Annotated in this window: 18 protein-coding genes and 1 pseudogene; 11 read left to right on the forward strand and 8 right to left on the reverse strand. The window is 63.7% G+C overall.

All coding sequences use genetic code 11. The annotated features are described in order from the left end of the window. The gene (locus tag AABE10_RS27885; protein ID WP_342936435.1) at positions 1-1,755 is read right to left on the reverse strand and encodes an ABC transporter permease subunit; all 1,755 of its coding nucleotides are present in this window, start codon (positions 1,753-1,755) and stop codon (positions 1-3) included. A gap of 695 nt (positions 1,756-2,450) precedes the next feature. On the opposite strand from AABE10_RS27885, the gene AABE10_RS27890 reads away from it, so the two are divergent. Both AABE10_RS27890 and AABE10_RS27895 read left to right on the forward strand, forming a co-directional pair. Beyond that, a complete protein-coding gene (locus tag AABE10_RS27890; protein WP_342936436.1) occupies positions 2,451-4,130 on the forward strand; it encodes a diguanylate cyclase in 1,680 nt (559 codons plus the stop codon). 156 nt (positions 4,131-4,286) lie between these two features. Next, entirely contained in the window at positions 4,287-4,553 is a 267-nt protein-coding gene (locus tag AABE10_RS27895; RefSeq protein ID WP_087734453.1) for a hypothetical protein, read from the forward strand. Positions 4,554-4,661: 108 nt separating this feature from the next. Here the strand turns inward: AABE10_RS27895 and AABE10_RS27900 are convergent, their stop codons facing one another. Beyond that, on the reverse strand, positions 4,662-5,993 hold the full coding sequence (locus AABE10_RS27900; protein WP_342936437.1) for an ATP-binding protein: 1,332 nt from the start codon (positions 5,991-5,993) through the stop codon (positions 4,662-4,664). Further along, positions 5,977-6,702, reverse strand: a complete 726-nt coding sequence (locus AABE10_RS27905; RefSeq protein ID WP_342936438.1) for a response regulator — start codon at positions 6,700-6,702, stop codon at positions 5,977-5,979. Before AABE10_RS27905 ends, AABE10_RS27900 begins: the two co-directional genes overlap by 17 nt. 223 nt (positions 6,703-6,925) lie before the next feature. On the opposite strand from AABE10_RS27905, the gene AABE10_RS27910 reads away from it, so the two are divergent. Then, entirely contained in the window at positions 6,926-7,477 is a 552-nt protein-coding gene (locus tag AABE10_RS27910) for a periplasmic heavy metal sensor (protein WP_342936439.1), read from the forward strand. Between the two features lie 178 nt (positions 7,478-7,655). Here the strand turns inward: AABE10_RS27910 and AABE10_RS27915 are convergent. Further along, positions 7,656-8,362 (reverse strand): annotated as a pseudogene (locus AABE10_RS27915) (pirin family protein). Positions 8,363-8,908: 546 nt separating this feature from the next. Here AABE10_RS27915 and AABE10_RS27920 point away from each other — a divergent pair. The 5 genes from AABE10_RS27920 (at position 8,909) to AABE10_RS27940 (ending at position 13,960) form a co-directional block, all read left to right on the forward strand. Beyond that, positions 8,909-9,685: an ABC transporter substrate-binding protein gene (locus AABE10_RS27920; RefSeq protein ID WP_342936440.1), complete on the forward strand. Its 777-nt coding sequence runs from the start codon at positions 8,909-8,911 to the stop codon at positions 9,683-9,685. Between the two features lie 331 nt (positions 9,686-10,016). Continuing rightward, a complete protein-coding gene (locus tag AABE10_RS27925) occupies positions 10,017-10,706 on the forward strand; it encodes a histidine ABC transporter permease HisQ (protein WP_342936441.1) in 690 nt (229 codons plus the stop codon). After that, entirely contained in the window at positions 10,703-11,416 is a 714-nt protein-coding gene (locus AABE10_RS27930; RefSeq protein ID WP_342936442.1) for an ABC transporter permease, read from the forward strand. The genes AABE10_RS27925 and AABE10_RS27930 overlap by 4 nt, the downstream gene beginning before the upstream one ends. Before the next feature lie 30 nt (positions 11,417-11,446). Continuing rightward, positions 11,447-12,232, forward strand: coding sequence for an ABC transporter ATP-binding protein (locus tag AABE10_RS27935; RefSeq protein ID WP_342936443.1), 786 nt, complete (start codon positions 11,447-11,449; stop codon positions 12,230-12,232). Positions 12,233-12,808: 576 nt separating this feature from the next. Continuing rightward, entirely contained in the window at positions 12,809-13,960 is a 1,152-nt protein-coding gene (locus AABE10_RS27940) for a porin (RefSeq protein ID WP_342936444.1), read from the forward strand. Between the two features lie 236 nt (positions 13,961-14,196). Here AABE10_RS27940 and AABE10_RS27945 read toward each other — a convergent pair whose 3' ends face one another. The 3 genes from AABE10_RS27945 to AABE10_RS27955 all read right to left on the reverse strand — a co-directional run bounded on the left by AABE10_RS27945 (position 14,197) and on the right by AABE10_RS27955 (position 17,061). Beyond that, positions 14,197-14,535, reverse strand: a complete 339-nt coding sequence (locus tag AABE10_RS27945) for a P-II family nitrogen regulator (protein WP_087734445.1) — start codon at positions 14,533-14,535, stop codon at positions 14,197-14,199. A 131-nt stretch (positions 14,536-14,666) separates the two neighbouring features. Continuing rightward, positions 14,667-16,724, reverse strand: a complete 2,058-nt coding sequence (locus AABE10_RS27950; protein WP_342936445.1) for an NAD(+) synthase — start codon at positions 16,722-16,724, stop codon at positions 14,667-14,669. A gap of 85 nt (positions 16,725-16,809) precedes the next feature. Beyond that, a complete protein-coding gene (locus tag AABE10_RS27955; protein ID WP_342936446.1) occupies positions 16,810-17,061 on the reverse strand; it encodes a hypothetical protein in 252 nt (83 codons plus the stop codon). Positions 17,062-17,124: 63 nt separating this feature from the next. Here AABE10_RS27955 and AABE10_RS27960 point away from each other — a divergent pair, with 63 nt between their 5' ends. The 3 genes from AABE10_RS27960 to AABE10_RS27970 all read left to right on the forward strand — a co-directional run bounded on the left by AABE10_RS27960 (position 17,125) and on the right by AABE10_RS27970 (position 19,097). Further along, the gene (locus tag AABE10_RS27960) at positions 17,125-18,297 is read left to right on the forward strand and encodes a GNAT family N-acetyltransferase (protein WP_342936447.1); all 1,173 of its coding nucleotides are present in this window, start codon (positions 17,125-17,127) and stop codon (positions 18,295-18,297) included. A 9-nt stretch (positions 18,298-18,306) separates the two neighbouring features. Continuing rightward, positions 18,307-18,615 carry a GIY-YIG nuclease family protein gene (locus tag AABE10_RS27965; RefSeq protein ID WP_342936448.1) on the forward strand — a complete coding sequence of 103 codons (309 nt, stop codon included), beginning with the start codon at positions 18,307-18,309 and terminating at the stop codon, positions 18,613-18,615. A gap of 152 nt (positions 18,616-18,767) precedes the next feature. Beyond that, a complete protein-coding gene (locus tag AABE10_RS27970) occupies positions 18,768-19,097 on the forward strand; it encodes an H-NS family nucleoid-associated regulatory protein (protein ID WP_342936449.1) in 330 nt (109 codons plus the stop codon). Between the two features lie 75 nt (positions 19,098-19,172). Here the strand turns inward: AABE10_RS27970 and ppa are convergent, their stop codons facing one another. Beyond that, positions 19,173-19,700: an inorganic diphosphatase gene (ppa, locus tag AABE10_RS27975; protein WP_087734441.1), complete on the reverse strand. Its 528-nt coding sequence runs from the start codon at positions 19,698-19,700 to the stop codon at positions 19,173-19,175. Between the last annotated feature and the right edge of the window lie 328 nt (positions 19,701-20,028).

The following is a 20,028-nucleotide window of genomic DNA, read 5'->3' on the forward strand; positions in this document are numbered from 1 at the left end:
TCAATCGAGCCGCAGACGGCTTTCGGCATAGGCGTACAGCGGACGCCACAACAGACGATTGAACAGGGACACGAACAGGGACATCACCGCGATGCCCAGAATGATCTTCGGATAGTCGCCAGCGGCCGTGTACTGCGCGATATACGCGCCGAGTCCGTGCGCCGCGACCTTCGTATCGCCCCACTGCACGGCCTCGGCAACGATGCTCGCATTCCACGCGCCACCCGACGCCGTGATCGCTCCCGTCACGTAGTACGGGAACACGCCCGGCAGCATCGCCTGGCGCCACCACTGCCAGCCGCGAATGCGGAAATTCTTCGCGGCTTCCTTGTAGTCGTTCGGATAGGCGCTCGCGCCTGCAATCACGTTGAAAAGGATATACCACTGCGTGCCGAGCACGATCAGCGGCGAGAGCCAGATGTCCGGATTCAGATGGAACCTGACGATCACGATCACGAACACCGGGAACAGCAGGTTCGCCGGGAACGCCGCCAGAAACTGCGCGAGCGGCTGGATCTTTTCGGCGAGCGCCGGACGCAGCCCGATCAGCACGCCGAGCGGCAGCCATACGACCGACGCGAGCGCGATCAGCAGCGTCACGCGCAACAGCGTGAAGAGGCCGAGCACGAACACATGGCCGACCTCGTCGAGCGTCACACCCGTGCGCACGTACTCGACGACGCGATATACGACATACAGCGTGGCCACGACGACAATCACGGCCCACACGATGTCGCCGACCTTCGACGACGTCTCGCTCGCCGGCTTCGCGAACTTCACGGGACGCACGCTCGGCCAGCGGATCGGAATGCGCGCGGCTCTCGCGAACATCCAGCCGATCGGCACGAGCAGACGGTGAATCAGCCGCGTGCGGCGGATCAGGTCGAGCAGCCACGACTCGGGCGCGTCGCCGGAACTCGTGGTCTCCATGCGGAACTTGTCGGTCCACGCAACGAGCGGACGGAACAGGAACTGGTCGTACGCGAGGATCACGACCGTCATCGTGAGGATCACCCAGCCGATCGCGTGCAGGTTGCGCTCCGAGATCGCCTGCGCCAGGTACGAACCGACACCCGGCAGCGTGATCGTGTGATTGCCGACCGTGATCGCTTCGGATGCGACGACGAAGAACCAGCCGCCCGACATCGACATCATCATGTTCCAGATGAGGCCCGGCATCGAGAACGGCACTTCGAGCTTCCAGAAGCGTTGCCACGAAGTCAGGTGGAAGCCCTTCGACACCTCGTCCAGATCGCGCGGCACCGTGCGCAGCGACTGATAGAAGCTGAACGTCATGTTCCACGCCTGGCTCGTGAAGATCGCGAAGATCGCCGCCAACTCGGCGCCCAGCACGCGCGACGGAAAGAGCGCGAGGAAGAACGTCACCGTGAACGAGATGTAGCCGAGCACGGGCACCGACTGCAGGATGTCGAGAATCGGCACCAGCACCTGGCCCGCGCGGCGGCTCTTCGCGGCGAGCGTGCCGTAGACCAGCGTGAAGACGAGCGACGCGACCATCGCGGCGAGCATGCGCAGCGTCGTGCGCAACGCGTACTCGGGCAGGTTCGACGGATCAAGCGAGATTGGCTTCGCCTCGAGCGTCGAGATGGGCGCCATCGTCTGATGGAAGCCGATGGCCGCCATCGCGATCACGCAGATGATCAACGGAAACGCAATGAAGTCCCAGCGATTGGGCAGTACCCGCCACGCCGACGCGTTGGCGGTACGGTTGAGGGTGAAGCCGAACACATCCATCAGGCGGCCCTCCCGTCGTGCGGGAATGCGGGCTTGCCGCAAGGCATCATGGCTACGCCCGCGGGGCGCGCGGCGCGGCGGTCCGAGTTTCGATCCGGAAAGCGGAAATCAGGCATGACAAAACGCTAATGCGCGGTAGATCGTTGGCGTTGGATACGCATTGGCCGGCAACGAACACGTTGCGCGGCGCCCCATGCCGGCCTGCGCACACGGCCGGCGCAACCGGTTGCGCGGGTCGCCGCCGGCAGAACGGCGAGCTTTCCTCGTTTTGGACGGCACGACACTACTACAACCTGTGTGACAGAAACAACCGTTGACATTCAAATGTCACGCTGAATGGTTCTCGGAATGCATCTGTAAGCAGCGAGCCGCTCAGCGCCTTGTGCCAATGCTTACGAACCGTCGCGCGCGAGCCACATTGGAATCGCGCCGCGCTATTCAGAAAGTCCCTTCCCAGGCCGTTAAAGACCACACGGGACTTTCAAGCGAGCAAATCCTGACTGGCGCCTTGCCGCGCGACGGTTAAAATCTGGAAGCGGCGTATCCAACGGGCTGCCAGCAATGAGGACGGCGGACCGGCGCATCTATCCTGGGTCCGTGCGGCGCACGGAGATGATCGACAGGAACGGCCCAGCGCCGGCGCGTTGCAACGAAAGGCTTTGTTGCATGAATCAGTCAGACGGATCAGAGGGTCGATGAAAAGGACAATCTTGCGCCAGGCATCGGGACCGGCCAGTTTCATACTGGTCGTGATCGCATGCTGGTTCGCATCCGGCCTGGTCGCGGACCGGATGGTACAGCAAGAACTGGATGCCGCCTTGCGCCAGCAGCGGCAGATGTCCGGCTCGATCGTCTACAACATGGCCGAAGTGATCGCGAGCGACCTGGCGATGTCGCGGGCCATACCTGCCACGATGGCCGAACTCGGCGTGATCCAGCAGGCGCTCACGCATTCGCAGAATTATGCCGTTTCAGGCGTCGACGGGGAACCCGCTCATCGTGAAGAACTGCTGAAGTCGCCCGAACTGGCGGGCATCGACGGCTTTTTGCGCGACGCCCAGGGCTTCTCCGGGCTCGACATCATCTGGCTCGTCAACGCGAACGGACTATGCGTCGCCGCGAGCAACGCGCAGAACGCGCAATCGTTCGTCGGCATCGACATGCGCTCGCGCAGCTATCTGACCAACGCGCTGCTCGGCGCATTCGGCGAAGCGTATGGCGTGGGCCGCTCGAGCGGCGAGCCGGGCATCTTCATCTCCGCGCCCGTCTACGACGACGGCCTGCTGGTCGGCGCGATCGTCGCGAAGGTCGGCATCGCGCGGCTGCGTCACTGGGTCGCGCACGCGGGCACCTTCGTCACCGACGACAACGGCGTGATCATCATGGCGCACAACGCCGCGCTCGAAGGCCAGGCAATGCCGAACTCGCGCGTCACGCAGATGCGCGAGTCCGAGCGAATCAGCACTTATCACCGCGCCCAGTTCCAGCCCGTGCAGATCCGGGCCGTCAAGGGGCAGGTGCGCCGCAATGCGCCGTGGGTGCCGCCCGAGATCGCCGAGCAGCTGTTCGACATGCCGGGCCAACCGATTCCGACGCTCTACCAGTCGCGCGAAGGATTGAACTCGGGGCTCTCCGCGCATCTCGTCGATCCCCTCGCCGCGTGGCCCGAACTGATGCGCAATCACAAGCGCGATCACATGCTCGTGTTCCTGACGCTCGCGGGCACGGTCGCGCTGGCCTGGGTGATCACCGTGTCGTATCTGCGCGAGCGGCGCCACCATCGCGCGACGCGCGTGCTCGCCGAGCAGTTGCAGTCGGCCAATACGCTGCTGTCCGCCGAGGCCCGCCACGACGCGCTGACGGGCGCGCTGTCGCGGCGCTATTTCCTCGACCTGTTGCGCCATGAGATCGACCGTGCGCATGCGGCGGGCGAGCCGCTCTGCATGGCGATCGCCGACCTCGATCACTTCAAGCAGATCAACGACCGCTTCGGCCACGCGGCGGGCGACCGCGCACTCGAACATTTCGTCGATACGTGCCGCAGCGAGCTGCGCGCCAGCGACGCGATCGGGCGGCTGGGCGGCGAGGAGTTCGGCATTCTGCTGCCCGCGACGGCGCTCGGCGCGGGGCTCGAAGTGGTCGAGCGTCTGCGCGTGAGGCTCAAGTCGATGCCGTCGACGAAGCTGCCTCCGTCGGTGGGCTTGAGCGTGAGCATCGGCATCACGGAACTGTCGCAGGAGGACTTGCCGGAGCGCATCGTCAGCCGCGCCGACCAGGCGCTCTATACGGCGAAACAGGGTGGCCGCGATCGCAGCGAAGCCGTTCCGCCCGATGACACCGCGCCGCCCGCACGCGCGTCCGCCAGCGTCTGGTGATCGTCTGAAATACGCGGTCGGGCACGCGCATGCGGTTCGCGGGCCATGCGGCCCGCATCGCCATGTCAAAGCCACCGGGCAAGCGAAGCGCAAGCAGGTATCATCGACTTTCGAACGAAGGTTGTGATCACCGCTGCCCGCTACCCGGAGGTTCGCATGAAGGGAAATCTGGTCATCGTCTGCCGCGATCAGGACGCAGACGCATTCGATCATCTGCTTGCAGAGTACGGCGCATTTCAGACGCGCCTGTCGTCGACCGCCTGGTATCTGAAACTGGAAGTCGCGCCGGAAGTGATCCAGGAAGAAATCCTGGCGCGTCTTGGCAAGTACACGACGCACTACATCTTCGAGGCGGACACGGTCACGTGGAATACCGTCGACAGCGAAGCGGCCGCCGCGCTCAACTCGCTCTTCACCGAATAGGCCAGAGCCTCTCGCCTCGCATGCAGCACGCGTGAAAGGGAATGACGGGCGTCACCGCCCGTCGATACCCGTCAGTTTCCGTCGATCCTTCTCACCTGGCGCAGTGGATCACCACGCGCTTTCCGAAGCCGCCGCCGCGCGCGATTCCGATTCCAGCGGGAACGTCATCTGAACGCGCAGCCCTCGCCCGCCGTTGGTTGCGGCGTCGTTGTTGCCGATCTGCCATTCGCCGCCCGCGCGCCGCACGAGCCGCTCGACGATCGCGAGCCCCAGGCCGCTATGGCCGTTGCCGCCGCGCGCGGGGTCGAGCCGCACGAACGGACGGCTTGCGTTGAGCAAGTCTTGCGCGGCAATGCCGTTGCCGTTGTCGCTGACGGTCAGCGTGAAGCCACGCGGCGTGCGCGCCGTGGACACGACGACGGGCGGCGCGCCATACGCATGCGCGTTGTCGAGCAGATTCGAGAGGATGCGGTCGAGTGTCGCGGCGGGCAGCATGAAACCGGGACCGGCGCGCAAGTCCGTCTGCACAGTCGGCACGCTCGACGATACCGCGCGATAGCTGCGCACCACGCGCTCGCACTGCGCGTCCACTTCGACAGGCTCGCTGCGATCCGCGCCGTCGTGCGCGAACACCAGGAACTGCTCGACGATATGCGTCATCGAATCGACGTCACGCACGACGCCGTCCCGCATCTTCGGCTCGTCCATCATTTCGGCGCGCAGCCGCAGACGCGCAAGCGGCGTCTTCAGATCATGCGCGACGCCCGCGAGCATCACAGCGCGGTCGTGCTCCGTGCGCGCGACTTCCTGGACCATCTGATTGAAGCCGTGCGTCAGCTGACGCAGCTCGCGCGGCCCGCGTTCGCGCAACGGCGGCACGGGCAAGCCGCGCCCGAAACGCGCGACGGCTTGCGCGAGCGAACGCAGCGGCTGCTGCAACTGCCACGCCGCGAAGAGCGCCGCCATCACGCCCGCGGAGAAAATGATGCCGAGCCACAGCACCATCCGGTCGAGCGGACGCGGCGGCCGCAGCGGCTGCACGGGCACGACGATCCAGCTCGCGTCGCTCGCCGAGCGCACCCATAACGTGGGCGGCTTGCCGGGCACGCCGATGCGCACCTGCGTCGACGTCGGCATGCGGTCGCGCACGTCGTCGAGGAAGCGGTTGAGCGGCGTGGGCAGGTTCGGCGCATCGGGCGGCACGTCATTGCTGGCGGGATCGACGAGACGCACGCGCGAAGGCAGCGGCTGGTCGGGCTCGCGCCTCACGTGATCGCGAACGGCATCGACGAGAAATACGGCTTCTTCGACGGCATAGCGCGTCTGCAACTGGTTGCGCTCGAAACGCACCAGCAGATACCACGCGAAATGCGACAGCAGCAGCACGCAGACGACCAGCAGCGCCAGCCGTCCGAACAGCGAATCAATTGGACGACGCATGTTGCTCGCCATCGGGGACGAACACATATCCGCGCCCGCGCACGGTCTGAATGAAGCGCGGCACGGAAGGATCGGTTTCGAGGATGCGGCGCAGGCGCCACACCTGCACGTCGATGCCGCGGTCGGTGCCGTCGTATTCGGGACCGTGCAGCAGTTCGAGCAGGCGCTCGCGCGTGAGCGTGCGCATCGGGTGATTGACGAAGATCTTCAGCAGCGCGAATTCGCTGCCGGACAGCGTGAGCGGCTTGCCTTCCTGATGCAGCGTTCGCGACTGGAAATCGAGCGTGAAGCGGCCGAACGAAAACGGCTCGCGCTGTTCGGGCGCGGCCGCCGACGGCAGCGTCTTGCGGCGCCGCAACACTGCCTGCACGCGAGCGAGCAACTCGCGAGGATTGAACGGCTTGCCGAGGTAATCGTCCGCGCCGAGCTCCAGTCCGACGATGCGGTCGACGTCGTCGGCGCGCGCCGTGAGCATGATGACGGGGATATCGTCGCCCGACGCGCGCAGCTTGCGCAGCGCCGTCAGCCCGTCGACGCCGGGCATCATCAGGTCCAGCACGATCAGGTCGGGACGTTCGCGCTCGATGCGGCGTTCCAGGGAACTGGCGTCATGCAGCACCGAAACCTCGATGCCTTGCCGGGCCAGGTAATCGCGCAGCAGGTCGCGCAGTTCGACGTCGTCATCGACGACAAGAATTTGAGTAGCCATGGCTTGAAGTGTAACGCGCGCCCCGACGGCTATTCGACCCTACTGACCCCCTAAAGGGTTACGGGGTGTTACCGCGAAAGGCACACGTAATGTCGCGTAACTTCCGCAAGAATACGCGTAACACGACCAGCGATCGATCCCTCTACGCTGTGCCTTACCGAATGCACGCCCGTCCACCTTCGAGACAGGCGGCATCGTCGGCTAGTCATCAAGGAGCACTGTAATGTCCAAAAAAACATCACGCTTTCTCGCCGTTGCCGCTGCATCGCTCGCACTGAGTCTCGGGTCCGCGTTCGCCGCGCAGCCTCAGGGTGGCCCCGGCGGTCCCGGCGGCATGGGTCCTGGCGGTCCCGGCTGGCATCACGGCCACTTCATGAAGGATCTGAACCAGTTGCACGGCCAGCTCAAGCTGAACGCGGATCAGGAAAAGCAATGGCAGGCCGCGCTCGACACGATGAAGCAAAGCCACGAAGCGGAACGCGCGAATCACGAGCAGATGCGGCAGCAGTTCAAGCAGATGCAGCAGCAGCCGATCCTCGACCTGAACGCAATGCACGCCGCACATCAGCAGATCGAGCAGAAGGACGCGCAACTGCGCGAGCAGACGGCGACGGCGTGGCTCAACTTCTATAACGGCCTGAACGACCAGCAGAAGACCACCGTCAGCACCACGCTAAAACAGCACTTCGCGAAGATGGAGCAGCGTCACGAGAAGATGCGCGAGCGTTGGGAAAAGCATCGCGGCGACGCGGCGGCTTCGTCGGTGAAGCCGTAAGCGTCGAACGCTCGCCACGCGTTGCGCTCGGTCGCCTTTGCTTCACGCCAGGCATCGCGCGGCGCATGCAAAAGAAAACGCCACAGGAGTGACATCCCGTGGCGTTTCTCATTTATGGCTCGCCGAACGCGGCGAAAGCACGAACGCGCGGACGACAACAGCTCCGATGGCCGGCGGCTTAACGCAACTGGCCCAGGTCGAACAGAAGCACTTCAGCGCCCTCGCCGTTTTCCAGCGTAACCGTCGACGCATCGGTGATGATCGCGGCGTCGCCTGCGTTCAGCGCTTCGCCGTTCACTGTCAGCGTACCTCGCGCGACATGCACATACGCCTCGCGCCCGCCGCGAGCACATGCTCGGCACGCTCCGCGCCGTCGAAAAGGCCTGCGTGGATCGACGCGTCGGCGTGAATCGTCACCGAGCCGTCGCGCCCATCCGGCGACACGACGACGCGCAGACGGCCGCGCTTGTCCGCATCGCTGAAGCGCTTTTCCTCGTAGCCGGGTTGATCGCCGGCGCGCTTCGGAATGATCCAGATCTGCAGCAGATGCAGCAGGTCTTCCTGCGACGCGTTGAACTCGCTGTGCATGACGCCCGTGCCGGCGCTCATGCGCTGCACGTCGCCGGGACGGATCGTCGAGCCGTTGCCCATGCTGTCGCGATGCGACAGCGCGCCGTCGAGCACATACGTGACGATTTCCATGTCGCGATGCCCGTGCGTGCCGAAGCCCTGCCCGCCCGCGATCCGATCCTCGTTGATCACGCGAAGCGGGCCGAAATGCATGTGCTCGGGATCGTAGTAATCGGCAAACGAGAAGCTGTGCTTCGAGTCCAGCCAGCCGTGGTTGGCGTGGCCCCGTTCGTCGGAGCGGCGAATCGTGATCATGTGACTCTCCCGTGAAAATTGGCGATGACGGGAATGTATGGGCCGTGCGCGCCGGGGACAATCGCTGCCATTGCACCGGATCGTTCCGCAAATGACGGCAATGGCGACGGCCGCGCAATGCACGCCGCATCGGCCGTGACGACATCAGCACGCGTGCCCGCGATATCGCGCCGCGTACGCATGTCTCTGGCGGCAAAGGGCTTTTTGCGCACGGCTGCCACACGATTGCTACTGGCACCACGCCCGGCTTCGGGTAAAATACCGCGCTTTTTGGAAAGGGTCGACGCGCGTGCCGCGTCCGGACGGATCGCCGCGCAAAACGCGCGCCGCTGGACAGCAAGGCGAGCACGCCTCGCGGCCGCCCGGGTGGGGAAAGAGGCCGGCAAGCAGCAGGCGGTCCGGGCCAATGAACCGGCGGCAAAGCCGGTCAATTCGCCTCTAATCCGGGCAGCATAATTTTGTCCGCCTAGAATGGCGACGGCCGGCCTTCAGCCGGTGGTCGCCGGCGCGGGACGGCACCGCGGCGATCAGGAAGTCAGGAGAAACATGAAGAAGCTCGCACTGTGCGTTGCGCTCGCAGTCATGGCCACGGGGGCTATGGCAAAAGAATGGAAAACCGTGCGCATCGGGGTCGACGCCAGTTATCCGCCGTTCGAATCGATGGCGCCGAATGGCCAGATGATCGGTTTCGACGTCGATCTGACGAAGGCACTCTGCGCGAAGATGAACGTCAAGTGCGTGTGGATTCCGCAGGATTTCGACGGCATCATTCCGGCGCTGAAGGGCAAGAAGTTCGACATCATCGTGTCGTCGCTGACCGTCACCGACAAGCGCCGCGAGCAGATCGACTTCTCCGACAAGCTGTTCGACGCGCCCGCGCGCATGATCGCGAAGGCGGGCTCGCCGCTTCTGCCAACGGCTGAGTCGCTGAAGGGCAAGCACGTCGGCGTCGAGCAGGGCACGACGCAGGAAGCGTACGCGAAGGCGTACTGGGAGCCGAAGGGCGTGACGATCGTGCCGTATCAGAACCAGGATCAGGTGTACGCCGATCTCGCAACGGGACGCCTCGACGCCTCACTGCAAGACGAACTGCAGGCCGACGCCGGCTTTCTGAAAACGCCGCGCGGCAAGGGCTTCGCGTGGGCCGGCCCGGAAGTGAAGGACCCGAAGACGATCGGCGAAGGCACGGCCATCGGCGTGCGCAAGGAAGACGGCGAGCTGAAGGCGAAGCTCAACAAGGCGCTCGCCGACATCCACCAGGACGGCACGTTCAAGCGGCTCGAGAAGCAGTACTTCGACGTCGATATTTATCAGAGCCGCTAGTCTTCGATGGGCGAGCCGGCCGCGCCGGCGTCGCGCAGCAAAGGCTCGGGACAGGCCCGGATGGGCCCGTCGCCGGGCTTCGTAATACAGTCGGACGCAAAGAAGCAACGCAGTAGCAAACAAGCAGCAGCAAACATGCAGTAGCAAACAAGCTGGAAAACGCGCTGCCGGTCGGGAACGGCCAGGCAGTCATGATTCGCACAGCGGCATGCTGTGCGCCGCACGGAGACATCGAAGGCGATCGCGATCGGCATCGCCCTTCGCGCGACCCGCCGCAGCGCACGCGTTCCGCGTCTTTCGCGGCGCGCGGGAGCGCCGTCAAGGACTCACTATGCTCTTTCAAGGCTACGGCCCGCTCATCTTTGCCGGCACGGTGCAGACCGTCAAGCTGGCGATCCTGTCGCTTGCGCTGGCGTTCCTGCTCGGTCTGCTCGGCGCGGCAGCGAAGCTGTCGAAAAACCGCCTGTCGTATGGCATCGGCACGCTCTACACGACACTCGTGCGCGGCGTCCCCGATCTCGTGCTGATGCTGCTGCTCTTCTACAGCATCCAGATCTGGCTGAACAACCTCACCGACATGCTCGGCTGGGACCAGATCGACATCGATCCGTTCGTCGCCGGCGTCGCCGTGCTCGGCTTCATTTACGGCGCTTATTTCACGGAAACCTTCCGCGGCGCGTTCCTCGCGGTGCCGCGCGGCCAGCTCGAAGCAGGCGCCGCATACGGCATGACGGCCTGGCAGGTGTTCTCGCGAATCATGTTCCCGCAGATGATGCGCTTCGCGCTGCCCGGCATCGGCAACAACTGGCAGGTGATGGTCAAGGCGACGGCGCTCGTGTCGATCATCGGCCTCGCCGATGTCGTCAAGGCATCGCAGGATGCCGGCAAGGGCACGCTGCGTTTCTTCTTCTTCACGCTGATGGCCGGCGCCATCTATCTGGCGATCACGACGGTGTCTAACTTCGTGCTGATGTACCTCGAAAAGCGCTACTCGACTGGCGTGCGCAAGGCGGAACTATGATCGAGCTGATCCAGGAATACTGGCGCAACTATCTCTATACGGACGGCTACCGCTTTACGGGCGTCGTCATCACGCTGTGGCTGCTCGTCGTGTCGATCGGCCTGGGCTTCTGTCTGTCGATACCGCTCGCCGTCGCGCGCGTGTCGAAGAAGAAATGGCTCGCAGGCGCTGTGTGGCTGTATACGTATATTTTCCGCGGCACGCCGTTGTACGTGCAACTGCTGCTCTGCTACACGGGCCTCTACAGCCTCGAAATCATTCGCTCGAACGGGCTGACCAATGCGTTCTTTCGCGACGGCATGCATTGCACGCTGCTCGCGTTCACGCTGAACACCTGCGCGTACACGACCGAGATTTTCGCGGGCGCGATCAAGGCGACGCCGTACGGCGAAATCGAAGCCGCGCGCGCTTATGGCATGTCGCAGTTCACGCTGTATCGCCGCGTGATCCTGCCGTCGGCGCTGCGCCGTGCGTTGCCGTACTACAGCAACGAAGTGATCCTGATGCTGCACGCGACCACCGTCGCCTTCACCGCGACCGTGCCCGACATCCTGAAGATCGCGCGCGACGTCAACTCGGCAACCTATCAGTCGTTCAACGCTTTCGGCATCGCCGCCCTGCTCTACCTGATCATTTCTTTTTCGCTCGTCTGGCTCTTCCGCCGCGCCGAGCGCCGCTGGCTCGCTTATCTGCGCCCGCAAGGCAAGTAAGTACGGCGAATAAGCAAGTCAAGGAACCCGATGAACACTCAAGCCACACAGCAAATGCTTTTCGTCGACAACCTGCATAAGCAGTACGGCGACAATGAAGTTCTCAAGGGCGTCACGCTGCGCGCGAACCGCGGCGACGTGATCAGCGTGATCGGTTCGTCCGGCTCGGGCAAGAGCACGATGCTCCGCTGCATCAACTTCCTCGAGCAGCCGAACTCCGGGCGCATCTTCGTCGACGGCCAGGAGATCCGCACGCAGAAGGACAAACACGGCGCGCTGCGCGTGTCGGACCAGAAGCAGTTGCAACGGATGCGCACGAAACTGTCGATGGTGTTCCAGCACTTCAACCTGTGGACGCACATGACGGTGCTCGAAAACGTCATCGAAGCGCCGCTGCACGTGCTGGGCATGTCGCGCAAGGATGCCGAGGAACGCGCCCGCACGTATCTGGAGAAAGTGGGCCTCGCGCCGCGCCTCGAGAAGCAGTATCCGTCGCATCTGTCGGGCGGCCAGCAGCAACGCGTGGCGATTGCCCGCGCGCTGACGATGAACCCCGACGTGATGCTGTTCGACGAGCCCACTTCCGCGCTCGACCCCGAGCTGGTCGGCGAAGTGCTGAAAGTCATGCAGACGCTCGCGGAAGAAGGCCGCACGATGATCGTCGTCACGCACGAGATGGCGTTCGCGCGCAACGTGTCGAATCACGTGATGTTCCTGCATCAGGGGCGCGTCGAAGAGGAAGGCCATCCCGACGAAGTGTTCAGGAACACGAAGAGTGAGCGCCTCAAGCAGTTCCTGTCGGGCAGCCTGAAATAATCCGGTGATGTAGTTTAAGTAGTATTACAGGGCGCTTACCGGCGCCCTTTTTATTGCCCTCGCGACGCCCCACTGTCCCTCCTGCGCCGCGTCAAAGCTTCGGCGTCCCAACATCTGCGCCACCAACGTTCCGGAACGCCTCTACTCCCGACGATTTATCGCGTCAATAGTGGCAATCCTTGACACCACTCGTTAACAACCGTGCTTCCCTTGTCGGACAAGGCTCGGAGCCTTGTCCGGAGCCCTCCGCGCGCCACTTGTCCCACAGTGGTATTGCAATTTAGAGACATCTTTATCGAGCATCGCTAATTTATTCGCCAACCGAGGGGTATTTTGCTAAATTAGTAACGAAAGTAGCAAAACAAAGTTCAAGAAAAGTAGTTTCACTTCAAAACAAACAGGAGATACCGGTCGCGAGAGAGATCGGCGTGACGATCAGACAGCCACGAAGCTGCATCGACAAAACAACCGATCACCCGCCCATCTCCCTGAAAAGGGATTCCTGCTCGGCGCTGCTGGCGTCCGGGCACCACTCGCAGTACTGGCTTTACTTTTTGACAGGGTATGGAGGAGAAGATGAAGAAAGCTTTGGCTGCCGCAGCGCTGCTGACTTTCGGCGTTGCAGCACACGCACAGAGCAGCGTGACGCTGTACGGGCGTCTGGACGCTGGTCTGGAGTACATGTCGGGTGTGCCGACGAATCCCAACGCAGCGGGTGCCGCGCAAAGCAGCACGCACCGTTTCCGCGCGGAGAGCGGCGACTGGGGTACCAGCCTGTGGGGCTTGAAGGGCGCTGAAGATCTGGGCGCTGGCACCAAGGCCGTGTTCCAGTTGGAAGGTTCGTTCAACACGATGACGGGCGCAGGTCCCGGCGGTGGCGGTCTCTTCAATCGTTGGGCGACGGTTGGCTTCGCGAACAACCAGTACGGTACGTTCACGATGGGCCGCATGCTGTTCATCTCGAACGGCGTCTGGGACTTCGACCCGTTCGGTCAGTCGAACTGGTCGTCGGCATCGCTGGTGCGTGGCCGCAACTGGCCGCAATCGAGCAACAACGTCGCTTACCAGTCGCCGAAGATCGCAGGCTTTGACTTCTACGGTCAATACGCACTGTCGAACGCGACGAACTGGAACGGTAACGGCACGACGCCGCAAGGCCGCGAAGCCGGTGCGCAAGTGACCTACACCTCGTCGCTGTTCCAGGTTCGCGGCATGTACGACGAAATCCGCAACCCGGGCAACGGTCTGCTGTACGGCCCGAACACGACTCTGGTGAACCCGGGTAATCTGTCGGGCGGCGTGTTCGCAGCGTCGCGCGAATACTCGGCGATGGTCAACGTGTTCCTGGGCCAGTTCAAGGTTCAGGCTGCCTACCAGGCTGTCCGCACGTCGGGTGCAACGGGCGTTCTGCCTGGCCAGCCGACCACGCTCGACCACGAATGGGGCGGCGTGACGTGGCAGGCAACGCCGGCAGCAGCGCTGATCGCAGCCGTCTACCACGTGAACGGCAACAACGGCGCAGGCAACGCGACGATCTACACGATCGGCGGCTCGTACAACCTGTCGAAGCGCACGCTGCTGGACATCCAGATCGCAACGGTCCAGAACAGCAAGACGGCTAACTACGGCCTGAACGCGAACAACCCTGGTACGTCAGTCGCAACCGACAACCCGCTGCCGGGTCATAGCCAGTCGGGCGTGTATGCGGGTATCCAGCACTCGTTCTAATCGAACGGTGCAGACAGAAAAGCTTTAACGGAAACAGTTTTCACGCTGCTGCGAGAGGCGCGTATCGGTGCGATGTCCGAAAGGGTGTCGCACCTTTTTTTATTTGCGCGGACGCCGAAATTCCGAGCCGAAGCGAAAGCACACGGTACGTGCATCGAAGCACCGGCGCAGTGCAACGCCGGCGCGTGATCCAGCGCGACGCGCGACGCCGCAAAGCATGACGCGCGCAAAACGGCTTACACGGCCGCTTCGTTCTCCTCACCCGTACGAATGCGGATCACGCGCTCGACATCCGCGACAAAGATCTTGCCGTCGCCTATCTTGCCGGTGCGCGCCGCGCCGATGATCGCATCGATCACCTGATCGGTCTGGTTGTTCGCGACCACGACTTCGATCTTCACTTTCGGCAGAAAGTCGACCACATATTCGGCGCCGCGATAGAGCTCGGTGTGACCTTTCTGACGGCCGAAGCCTTTGACCTCGGTGACGGTCAGCCCCGTCAGGCCGACTTCGGCGAGCGCTTCGCGGACTTCGTCGAGCTTGAACGGTTTGATGATGGCGGTGATGCGTTTCATGGCAGGCCTCGTCTCGGTTCGAAAAAGGAAGATTCAGATGCGTTAGATTCTACGCCGCGCTGCACACGTTGCCAGCATGGGCACGACGCCGCGTGCATCGGCGCACACGCGGCGGCAGATAACGACGGATTTCAGGCGGCTTTGTCCGGAACCGTTGCAAGGTCATCGGTCCAGACAGTCGCTTCGGAATCGCTCGGCGCGCGCCAGTCGCCGCGCGGCGACAGCGATCCGCCCGAGCCGACCTTCGGCGCGTTCGGCACGCAGCTCCGCTTGAACTGGCTCGTCTTGAAGAAGCGCCACAAAAAGATGCCGAGATTGCGCTTGATCGCGGCGAGGTCGTACTCGTTGCGCGCGACGTGCGCGCCTTCCGGCCAGCCGCCCTTCTCCTTGTCGCGCCATGCGTGCAGCGCGAGGTACGCGACCTTCGAAGGCGCGAAGCCGTAGCGCAGGATGTAGTACAGGTTGAAGTCCTGCAACTCGTAGGGCCCGATGAACGACTCGGTCTTCTGTTCAATCGCGCCCGCCGCCTTGCCGGGCACCAGTTCGGGGCTGATCTCAGTGGCGAGAATGTTGAGCAGCGTGCCGGAACCGCTCTTGCCGATCGCGCCCGTTTCCGCGACCCAGCGCACGAGATGCGTGATCAGCGTCTTCGGCACGCTCGCGTTCACGCTGTAGTGCGACATGTGATCGCCGACGCCATACGTGCACCAGCCGAGTGCCAGCTCGCTCAGATCGCCCGTGCCGATCACGATGCCGTTGTGGAAATTGGCGAGGCGGAACAGATGGTTCGTGCGCTCGCCCGCCTGCACGTTCTCGAACGTGATGTCGTACTTCGCCTCGCCCGCCGAATACGGGTGGCCGAGGTCCTTCAGCATCTGCTCGCAGCTCGGCCGGATGTCGATTTCCATCGATGTGCAGCCGATCACTTCCATCAGCTCGCGCGCCTGCTTCAGCGTGCGCTCGCTGGTCGCGAAGCCCGGCATCGTCACGCCGATGATGTTCGTGCGCGGCAGTTTCAGACGGTCCATTGCCTTCGCGCAGACGAGCAGCGCATGCGTCGAGTCGAGCCCGCCCGACACGCCGATCACGACCTTCTGGATACCCGACGCCGACAGCCGCTGCACGAGCGCCTGCACCTGGATGTTGTAGACCTCGTTGCAGCGTTCGTCGCGGCGGCGCGTATCGGCAGGCACGTACGGGAAGCGCTCGATCTTGCGCTCGATCGGCAATGCGCGCGACGTATCGTGATCGATCGCGAAGCGCACGACCCGGAATTTCGCCACTTCTTCCTTGTGACGCTGCACCGACATGCCGAACGTCGTCTGCCGCATGCGTTCGTGCGAGAGCCGCTCGAGATCGACGTCCGCGAAGATCATGTGCGAGTCGTCGAGAAAGCGCTCGGACTCGGCGAGCATCTCGCCGTTTTCGCAGATCAACGCCTGGCCGTCCCACGCCATGTCCGTCGACGATTCGCCGCGACCCGCCGACGTGTACAGATACGCCGCAAGACAGCGCGCCGACTGCTGGCCGACGAGCTGATGCCGGTAGCCCGACTTGCCGACCACGATGTTCGACGCCGACAGGTTCACGAGCACCGTCGCGCCCGCGAGTGCCGCGAACGACGACGGCGGAACGGGCACCCACACGTCCTCGCAGATCTCGACGTGAAAGCGGAAGTCGGGCACGTCCGTCAGCTCGAACAGCAGCGACGCGCCGAACGGCACGCGCTCGCCGAGCAGGTCGATCTCGCGCGCGACGGCGCTGTCGGCGGGCGTGTACTGGCGCGCTTCGTAGAACTCGCCGTAGTTCGGCAGATAGCTCTTCGGCACCACGCCCAATACGGCGCCGCGCGCGACGACCACCGCGCAGTTGAACAGGCTGTGGTCCACCTGCAGCGGCATGCCGACGATCAGCGCGGCGGACAGCTTCTTCGACGCATCGACGATCTTTGCCAGCGCTGTCTTGCATGCATCGAGCAGCGGGCCCTGATGAAAGAGATCGTCGCAGGTATAAGCGGGCAGGCCGAGTTCGGGAAACGCGACGAGCGCCGCGCCCTTCGCCGCGGCTTCGCGCGCGAGCTTGAGCGTCTCGTCGGCGTTGAAGGCGGGGTCGGCCACCCGGCAGCGCGGCACGCCCACTGCGACGCGCGCAAAGCGATGCGAATACAGGTTAAAGAAATTGCCTTTCATGTCAGAGATTCCTTCGGCGCGTGCGTCGGCCAATTGAACGAATCGAGCGGATCGAACCGCTCGAACCGACCGGACGACAAAGCGGTCACGCGATATGGCTGCTGTCGAACAGCGTAGATGATAAGCGGTAAGCGCATTCCAGGTCTCGATCGCGTGCGCGCAAGCGTTCGCGCAATCGCCGCACCCGCTGCGACGACCACGCCGCGCACTTCGCGCACGCATTTGCATTAACATGGCCGTTCGTCGCGCCGCGGTGACGCGGTGGAGTGAGCGCCTTGTCATCGAATCGTCGTTGCATCAAGGCGAACGGGTCCCGCGCGCGCAGCACCGGCTTCACCCCGTCCTGCCGGGCCGCGAGCCCACGCGAGCGCGCCAACAGTATCGCCAACGGTCGAACAGATTGAACCAGGAACGTTTTGATTACCGCGCGGGCATTCTCGCTTCGCCGCTCGAAGTGGATGCCGCCGAGTGGAACGCGCTGCTCAGCCAGCAGGCGCAACCGACGCCTTTCTTGCGCCACGAATTCCTGAGCGCGCTGCACGCGACGCAATGCGCCGTCGCGGATACGGGCTGGGCGCCGCAGTTCGTCACGCTGACCGATCCGCGCACGGGCAAGCTGGCCGCGGCCGCGCCCGTCTATGCAAAAGGCCACTCGTACGGCGAATATGTGTTCGACTGGGCATGGGCCGACGCGTACAAGCGCAACGGCCTGCCCTACTATCCGAAGCTGCTGTGCGCGGTGCCGTTCACGCCCGTGCAGGGCACGCGCCTCATCGCCGCCGACGAGCACGCGCTGCGCCATCTCGCCGCCACGCTGGTCGCGTTCGCCGAGCAGGCCGACGTGTCGTCGCTGCATGTGCTCTTCCCCACCGAGACGGAAGCGCGGATGCTGACGGACCTCGGCATGATGCAGCGCGAAGGCGTGCAGTTCCACTGGATCAACGAAGGCTACCGCGACTTCGACGAGTTCCTGTCGACGCTCGAACAGAAGAAGCGCAAGAACATCCGCGCCGAACGCCGCAAGGTGCGCGACGCGGGCATCACGTTTCGCCGCGTGCAGGGCGAAGACATCAGCGACGCCGAATGGCGCTTCTTCAGCAAGTGCTATCGGCAGACGTACCGCGAGCACTTTTCGAGTCCGTATCTGAATCTCGACTTCTTCCGGATGATCGGCGCGTCGATGCCCGAGAACCTGATGCTCGTGATCGCCGAATACGAGCGCAAGCCGATTGCCAGTTCGCTCGTCGTCTATCAGCGCGACGGCGCGAATGCGGGCGGCACGCTCTACGGGCGCTACTGGGGCGCGCTCGAACACGTGCCGTGCCTGCACTTCGAGACCGCGTACTATCAGCCGCTCGAATTCTGCATCGAGCAGAAGCTCGGCGTGTTCGAAGGCGGCGCGCAGGGCGAGCACAAGATGGCGCGCGGCTTCATGCCGACTGTCACGCGCTCGGCGCACTGGCTCGCGCATCCGGCGTTCTCGGATGCCGTCGCGCGGTTTCTCGACAGCGAGAAGAATCACATCCACGCGTACGTCGACGAACTGCGCGAACACAACCCGTTCAAGGACTAGGCCCGCGCGATGCCGTGGTTTCTGTATCTGATCGAATGCTCGGACGGCAGCGTCTACACGGGCATCGCCACCGACGTCGCGGCGCGCTTCGACAAGCACTGCAACGGCACGGGCGCGCGCTACACGCGCTCGCGCAAGCCCGTGCGCCTGCTCGCGTCGTTCGAACTCGCCGACCGGTCGAGCGCATTGCGGGCCGAATACCGCGTCAAGCAGCTCTTGCCCGCGCAGAAGCGGGAGCTGGCGTCAGGCATGCGGACGCTCGAATCCGTGCTGCCGGCGCTGAGCGAAGCAGAGGCGCCGGACGCCGAGGAAGCCTGATCCGTATTCACGACCCGCGCCGTTGTCCACGCAGCAACAGTGTTTTCAACAATCGCGTCTCGACGCGCATTTGGCCGGAAAGCATACTTCCCCACACCGAATCAATACGGACGCGATGCCTTTACCTGGCAGACACCTCAAGGGGAAAGCAAATGGACGAGCGTAAGCGTGACAGCATGATTGCGTATCTGCGCCGCCGCATGGCGCAAGTCGGCATCAAGGTCACCGATCTCGCGGCTGCACTGGCCGAAGAGCGCACGCGTCAGAAGTCGGCGCGTTTTCGCAGCGCTTCCGGCGATACGTGGGACGGCAAAGGGAATCTGCCGCAATGGCTGAGCCAGGCTGTCAGCGCCGGTCAGTCGATGGAGCACTTCGCCGTCGAGAAGCGCGCGACGCGCTCCAAACCGGCGGCTCGCCCGACCGTCGACTGGCGCCAGGACCCGTTCGCCGGCACGCGGCTCGCGACAGTGCGTCCGCAGTAAGGGCGCGCCGCGTCGCCGCCCAAAAACAAAACGCTCCCGAAGGAGCGTTGTGCCAGCAGATTTTCAGCGTACAGATTACTTCTTGTAGTTCGCCACGCCTTCGCTGATTTCCTTGTGGGCGGCATCGACGCCCGCCCAGCCTTCGACCTTCACCCACTTGCCCTTCTCGAGCGCCTTGTATTGCTCGAAGAAGTGCTTGATCTGATCCTTCAGGTATTGCGGCACGTCGTCGATCGACTTCAGGTCCGCCGTCATCGGGCAGATCTTGTCGTGCGGCACGGCGATCAGCTTCGCATCGACGCCCGATTCGTCCGTCATCTGCAGCATGCCCAGCGCGCGAGCGCGCACCACGGAACCGGCCAGCAGCGGGAACGGCGTGATCACCAGCACGTCGACGGGATCGCCGTCGCCCGACAGCGTCTGCGGAATGAAGCCGTAGTTCGCGGGATAACGCATGCCCGTGCCGATGAAGCGATCGACGACGAGCATGCCCAGTTCCTTGTCGGCCTCGTACTTCACCGGATCGCTTTGCGCCGGAATCTCGATGATGACGTTGAAGTCTTGCGGGAGGTCTTTACCAGGGGGGACGTGATTGAAGCTCATGGCGCTCTCTGATCAGGATGAAATGTGAAAGATGGCGCGCGGCGCGCGCTGCGTTCGCGCTACGGAACGCGGCGCCGCAACCCGGACACTGCGGAATGCGCCATTATAGCCAATCGGCTAATGACACCCTCGTGGCGATCGGCGCGATAATCGTTCGACGACTGGCGGCTTCCGTTCGCCGCGGTGCACGTAGTGCCGGCGTCCTTCGTCGGCGTCCGTCTTCAGGCGCCATGCATCGCGCGCTGCCAGTCCTTATCGACGGTTCCGTTGTGCCCGTCACGCGCGCGCAAGGCTATCGTCGTCCGCTGTCCCGTTTTTTCGTTGATCG

The organism is Paraburkholderia diazotrophica (assembly GCF_038900755.1).
In the GTDB taxonomy this organism is placed as follows: Bacteria; Pseudomonadota; Gammaproteobacteria; order Burkholderiales; family Burkholderiaceae; genus Paraburkholderia; species Paraburkholderia diazotrophica_A.

Excerpts from the sequence above, each read along its gene's own strand:
- AABE10_RS27935 (WP_342936443.1), top strand. The coding sequence starts at position 11,447 with ATGAACACTCAAGCCACACAGCAAATGCTTTTCGTCGACAACCTGCAT.
- AABE10_RS27885 (WP_342936435.1), bottom strand. The coding sequence starts at position 1,755 with ATGGATGTGTTCGGCTTCACCCTCAACCGTACCGCCAACGCGTCGGCG.
- AABE10_RS27950 (WP_342936445.1), bottom strand. The coding sequence starts at position 16,724 with ATGAAAGGCAATTTCTTTAACCTGTATTCGCATCGCTTTGCGCGCGTC.
- AABE10_RS27890 (WP_342936436.1), top strand. The coding sequence starts at position 2,451 with ATGAAAAGGACAATCTTGCGCCAGGCATCGGGACCGGCCAGTTTCATA.
- AABE10_RS27905 (WP_342936438.1), bottom strand. The coding sequence starts at position 6,702 with ATGGCTACTCAAATTCTTGTCGTCGATGACGACGTCGAACTGCGCGAC.
- AABE10_RS27895 (WP_087734453.1), top strand. The coding sequence starts at position 4,287 with ATGAAGGGAAATCTGGTCATCGTCTGCCGCGATCAGGACGCAGACGCA.
- AABE10_RS27910 (WP_342936439.1), top strand. The coding sequence starts at position 6,926 with ATGTCCAAAAAAACATCACGCTTTCTCGCCGTTGCCGCTGCATCGCTC.
- AABE10_RS27940 (WP_342936444.1), top strand. The coding sequence starts at position 12,809 with ATGAAGAAAGCTTTGGCTGCCGCAGCGCTGCTGACTTTCGGCGTTGCA.
- AABE10_RS27930 (WP_342936442.1), top strand. The coding sequence starts at position 10,703 with ATGATCGAGCTGATCCAGGAATACTGGCGCAACTATCTCTATACGGAC.
- AABE10_RS27945 (WP_087734445.1), bottom strand. The coding sequence starts at position 14,535 with ATGAAACGCATCACCGCCATCATCAAACCGTTCAAGCTCGACGAAGTC.
- AABE10_RS27970 (WP_342936449.1), top strand. The coding sequence starts at position 18,768 with ATGGACGAGCGTAAGCGTGACAGCATGATTGCGTATCTGCGCCGCCGC.
- AABE10_RS27920 (WP_342936440.1), top strand. The coding sequence starts at position 8,909 with ATGAAGAAGCTCGCACTGTGCGTTGCGCTCGCAGTCATGGCCACGGGG.
- AABE10_RS27965 (WP_342936448.1), top strand. The coding sequence starts at position 18,307 with ATGCCGTGGTTTCTGTATCTGATCGAATGCTCGGACGGCAGCGTCTAC.
- ppa (WP_087734441.1), bottom strand. The coding sequence starts at position 19,700 with ATGAGCTTCAATCACGTCCCCCCTGGTAAAGACCTCCCGCAAGACTTC.
- AABE10_RS27925 (WP_342936441.1), top strand. The coding sequence starts at position 10,017 with ATGCTCTTTCAAGGCTACGGCCCGCTCATCTTTGCCGGCACGGTGCAG.
- AABE10_RS27900 (WP_342936437.1), bottom strand. The coding sequence starts at position 5,993 with ATGCGTCGTCCAATTGATTCGCTGTTCGGACGGCTGGCGCTGCTGGTC.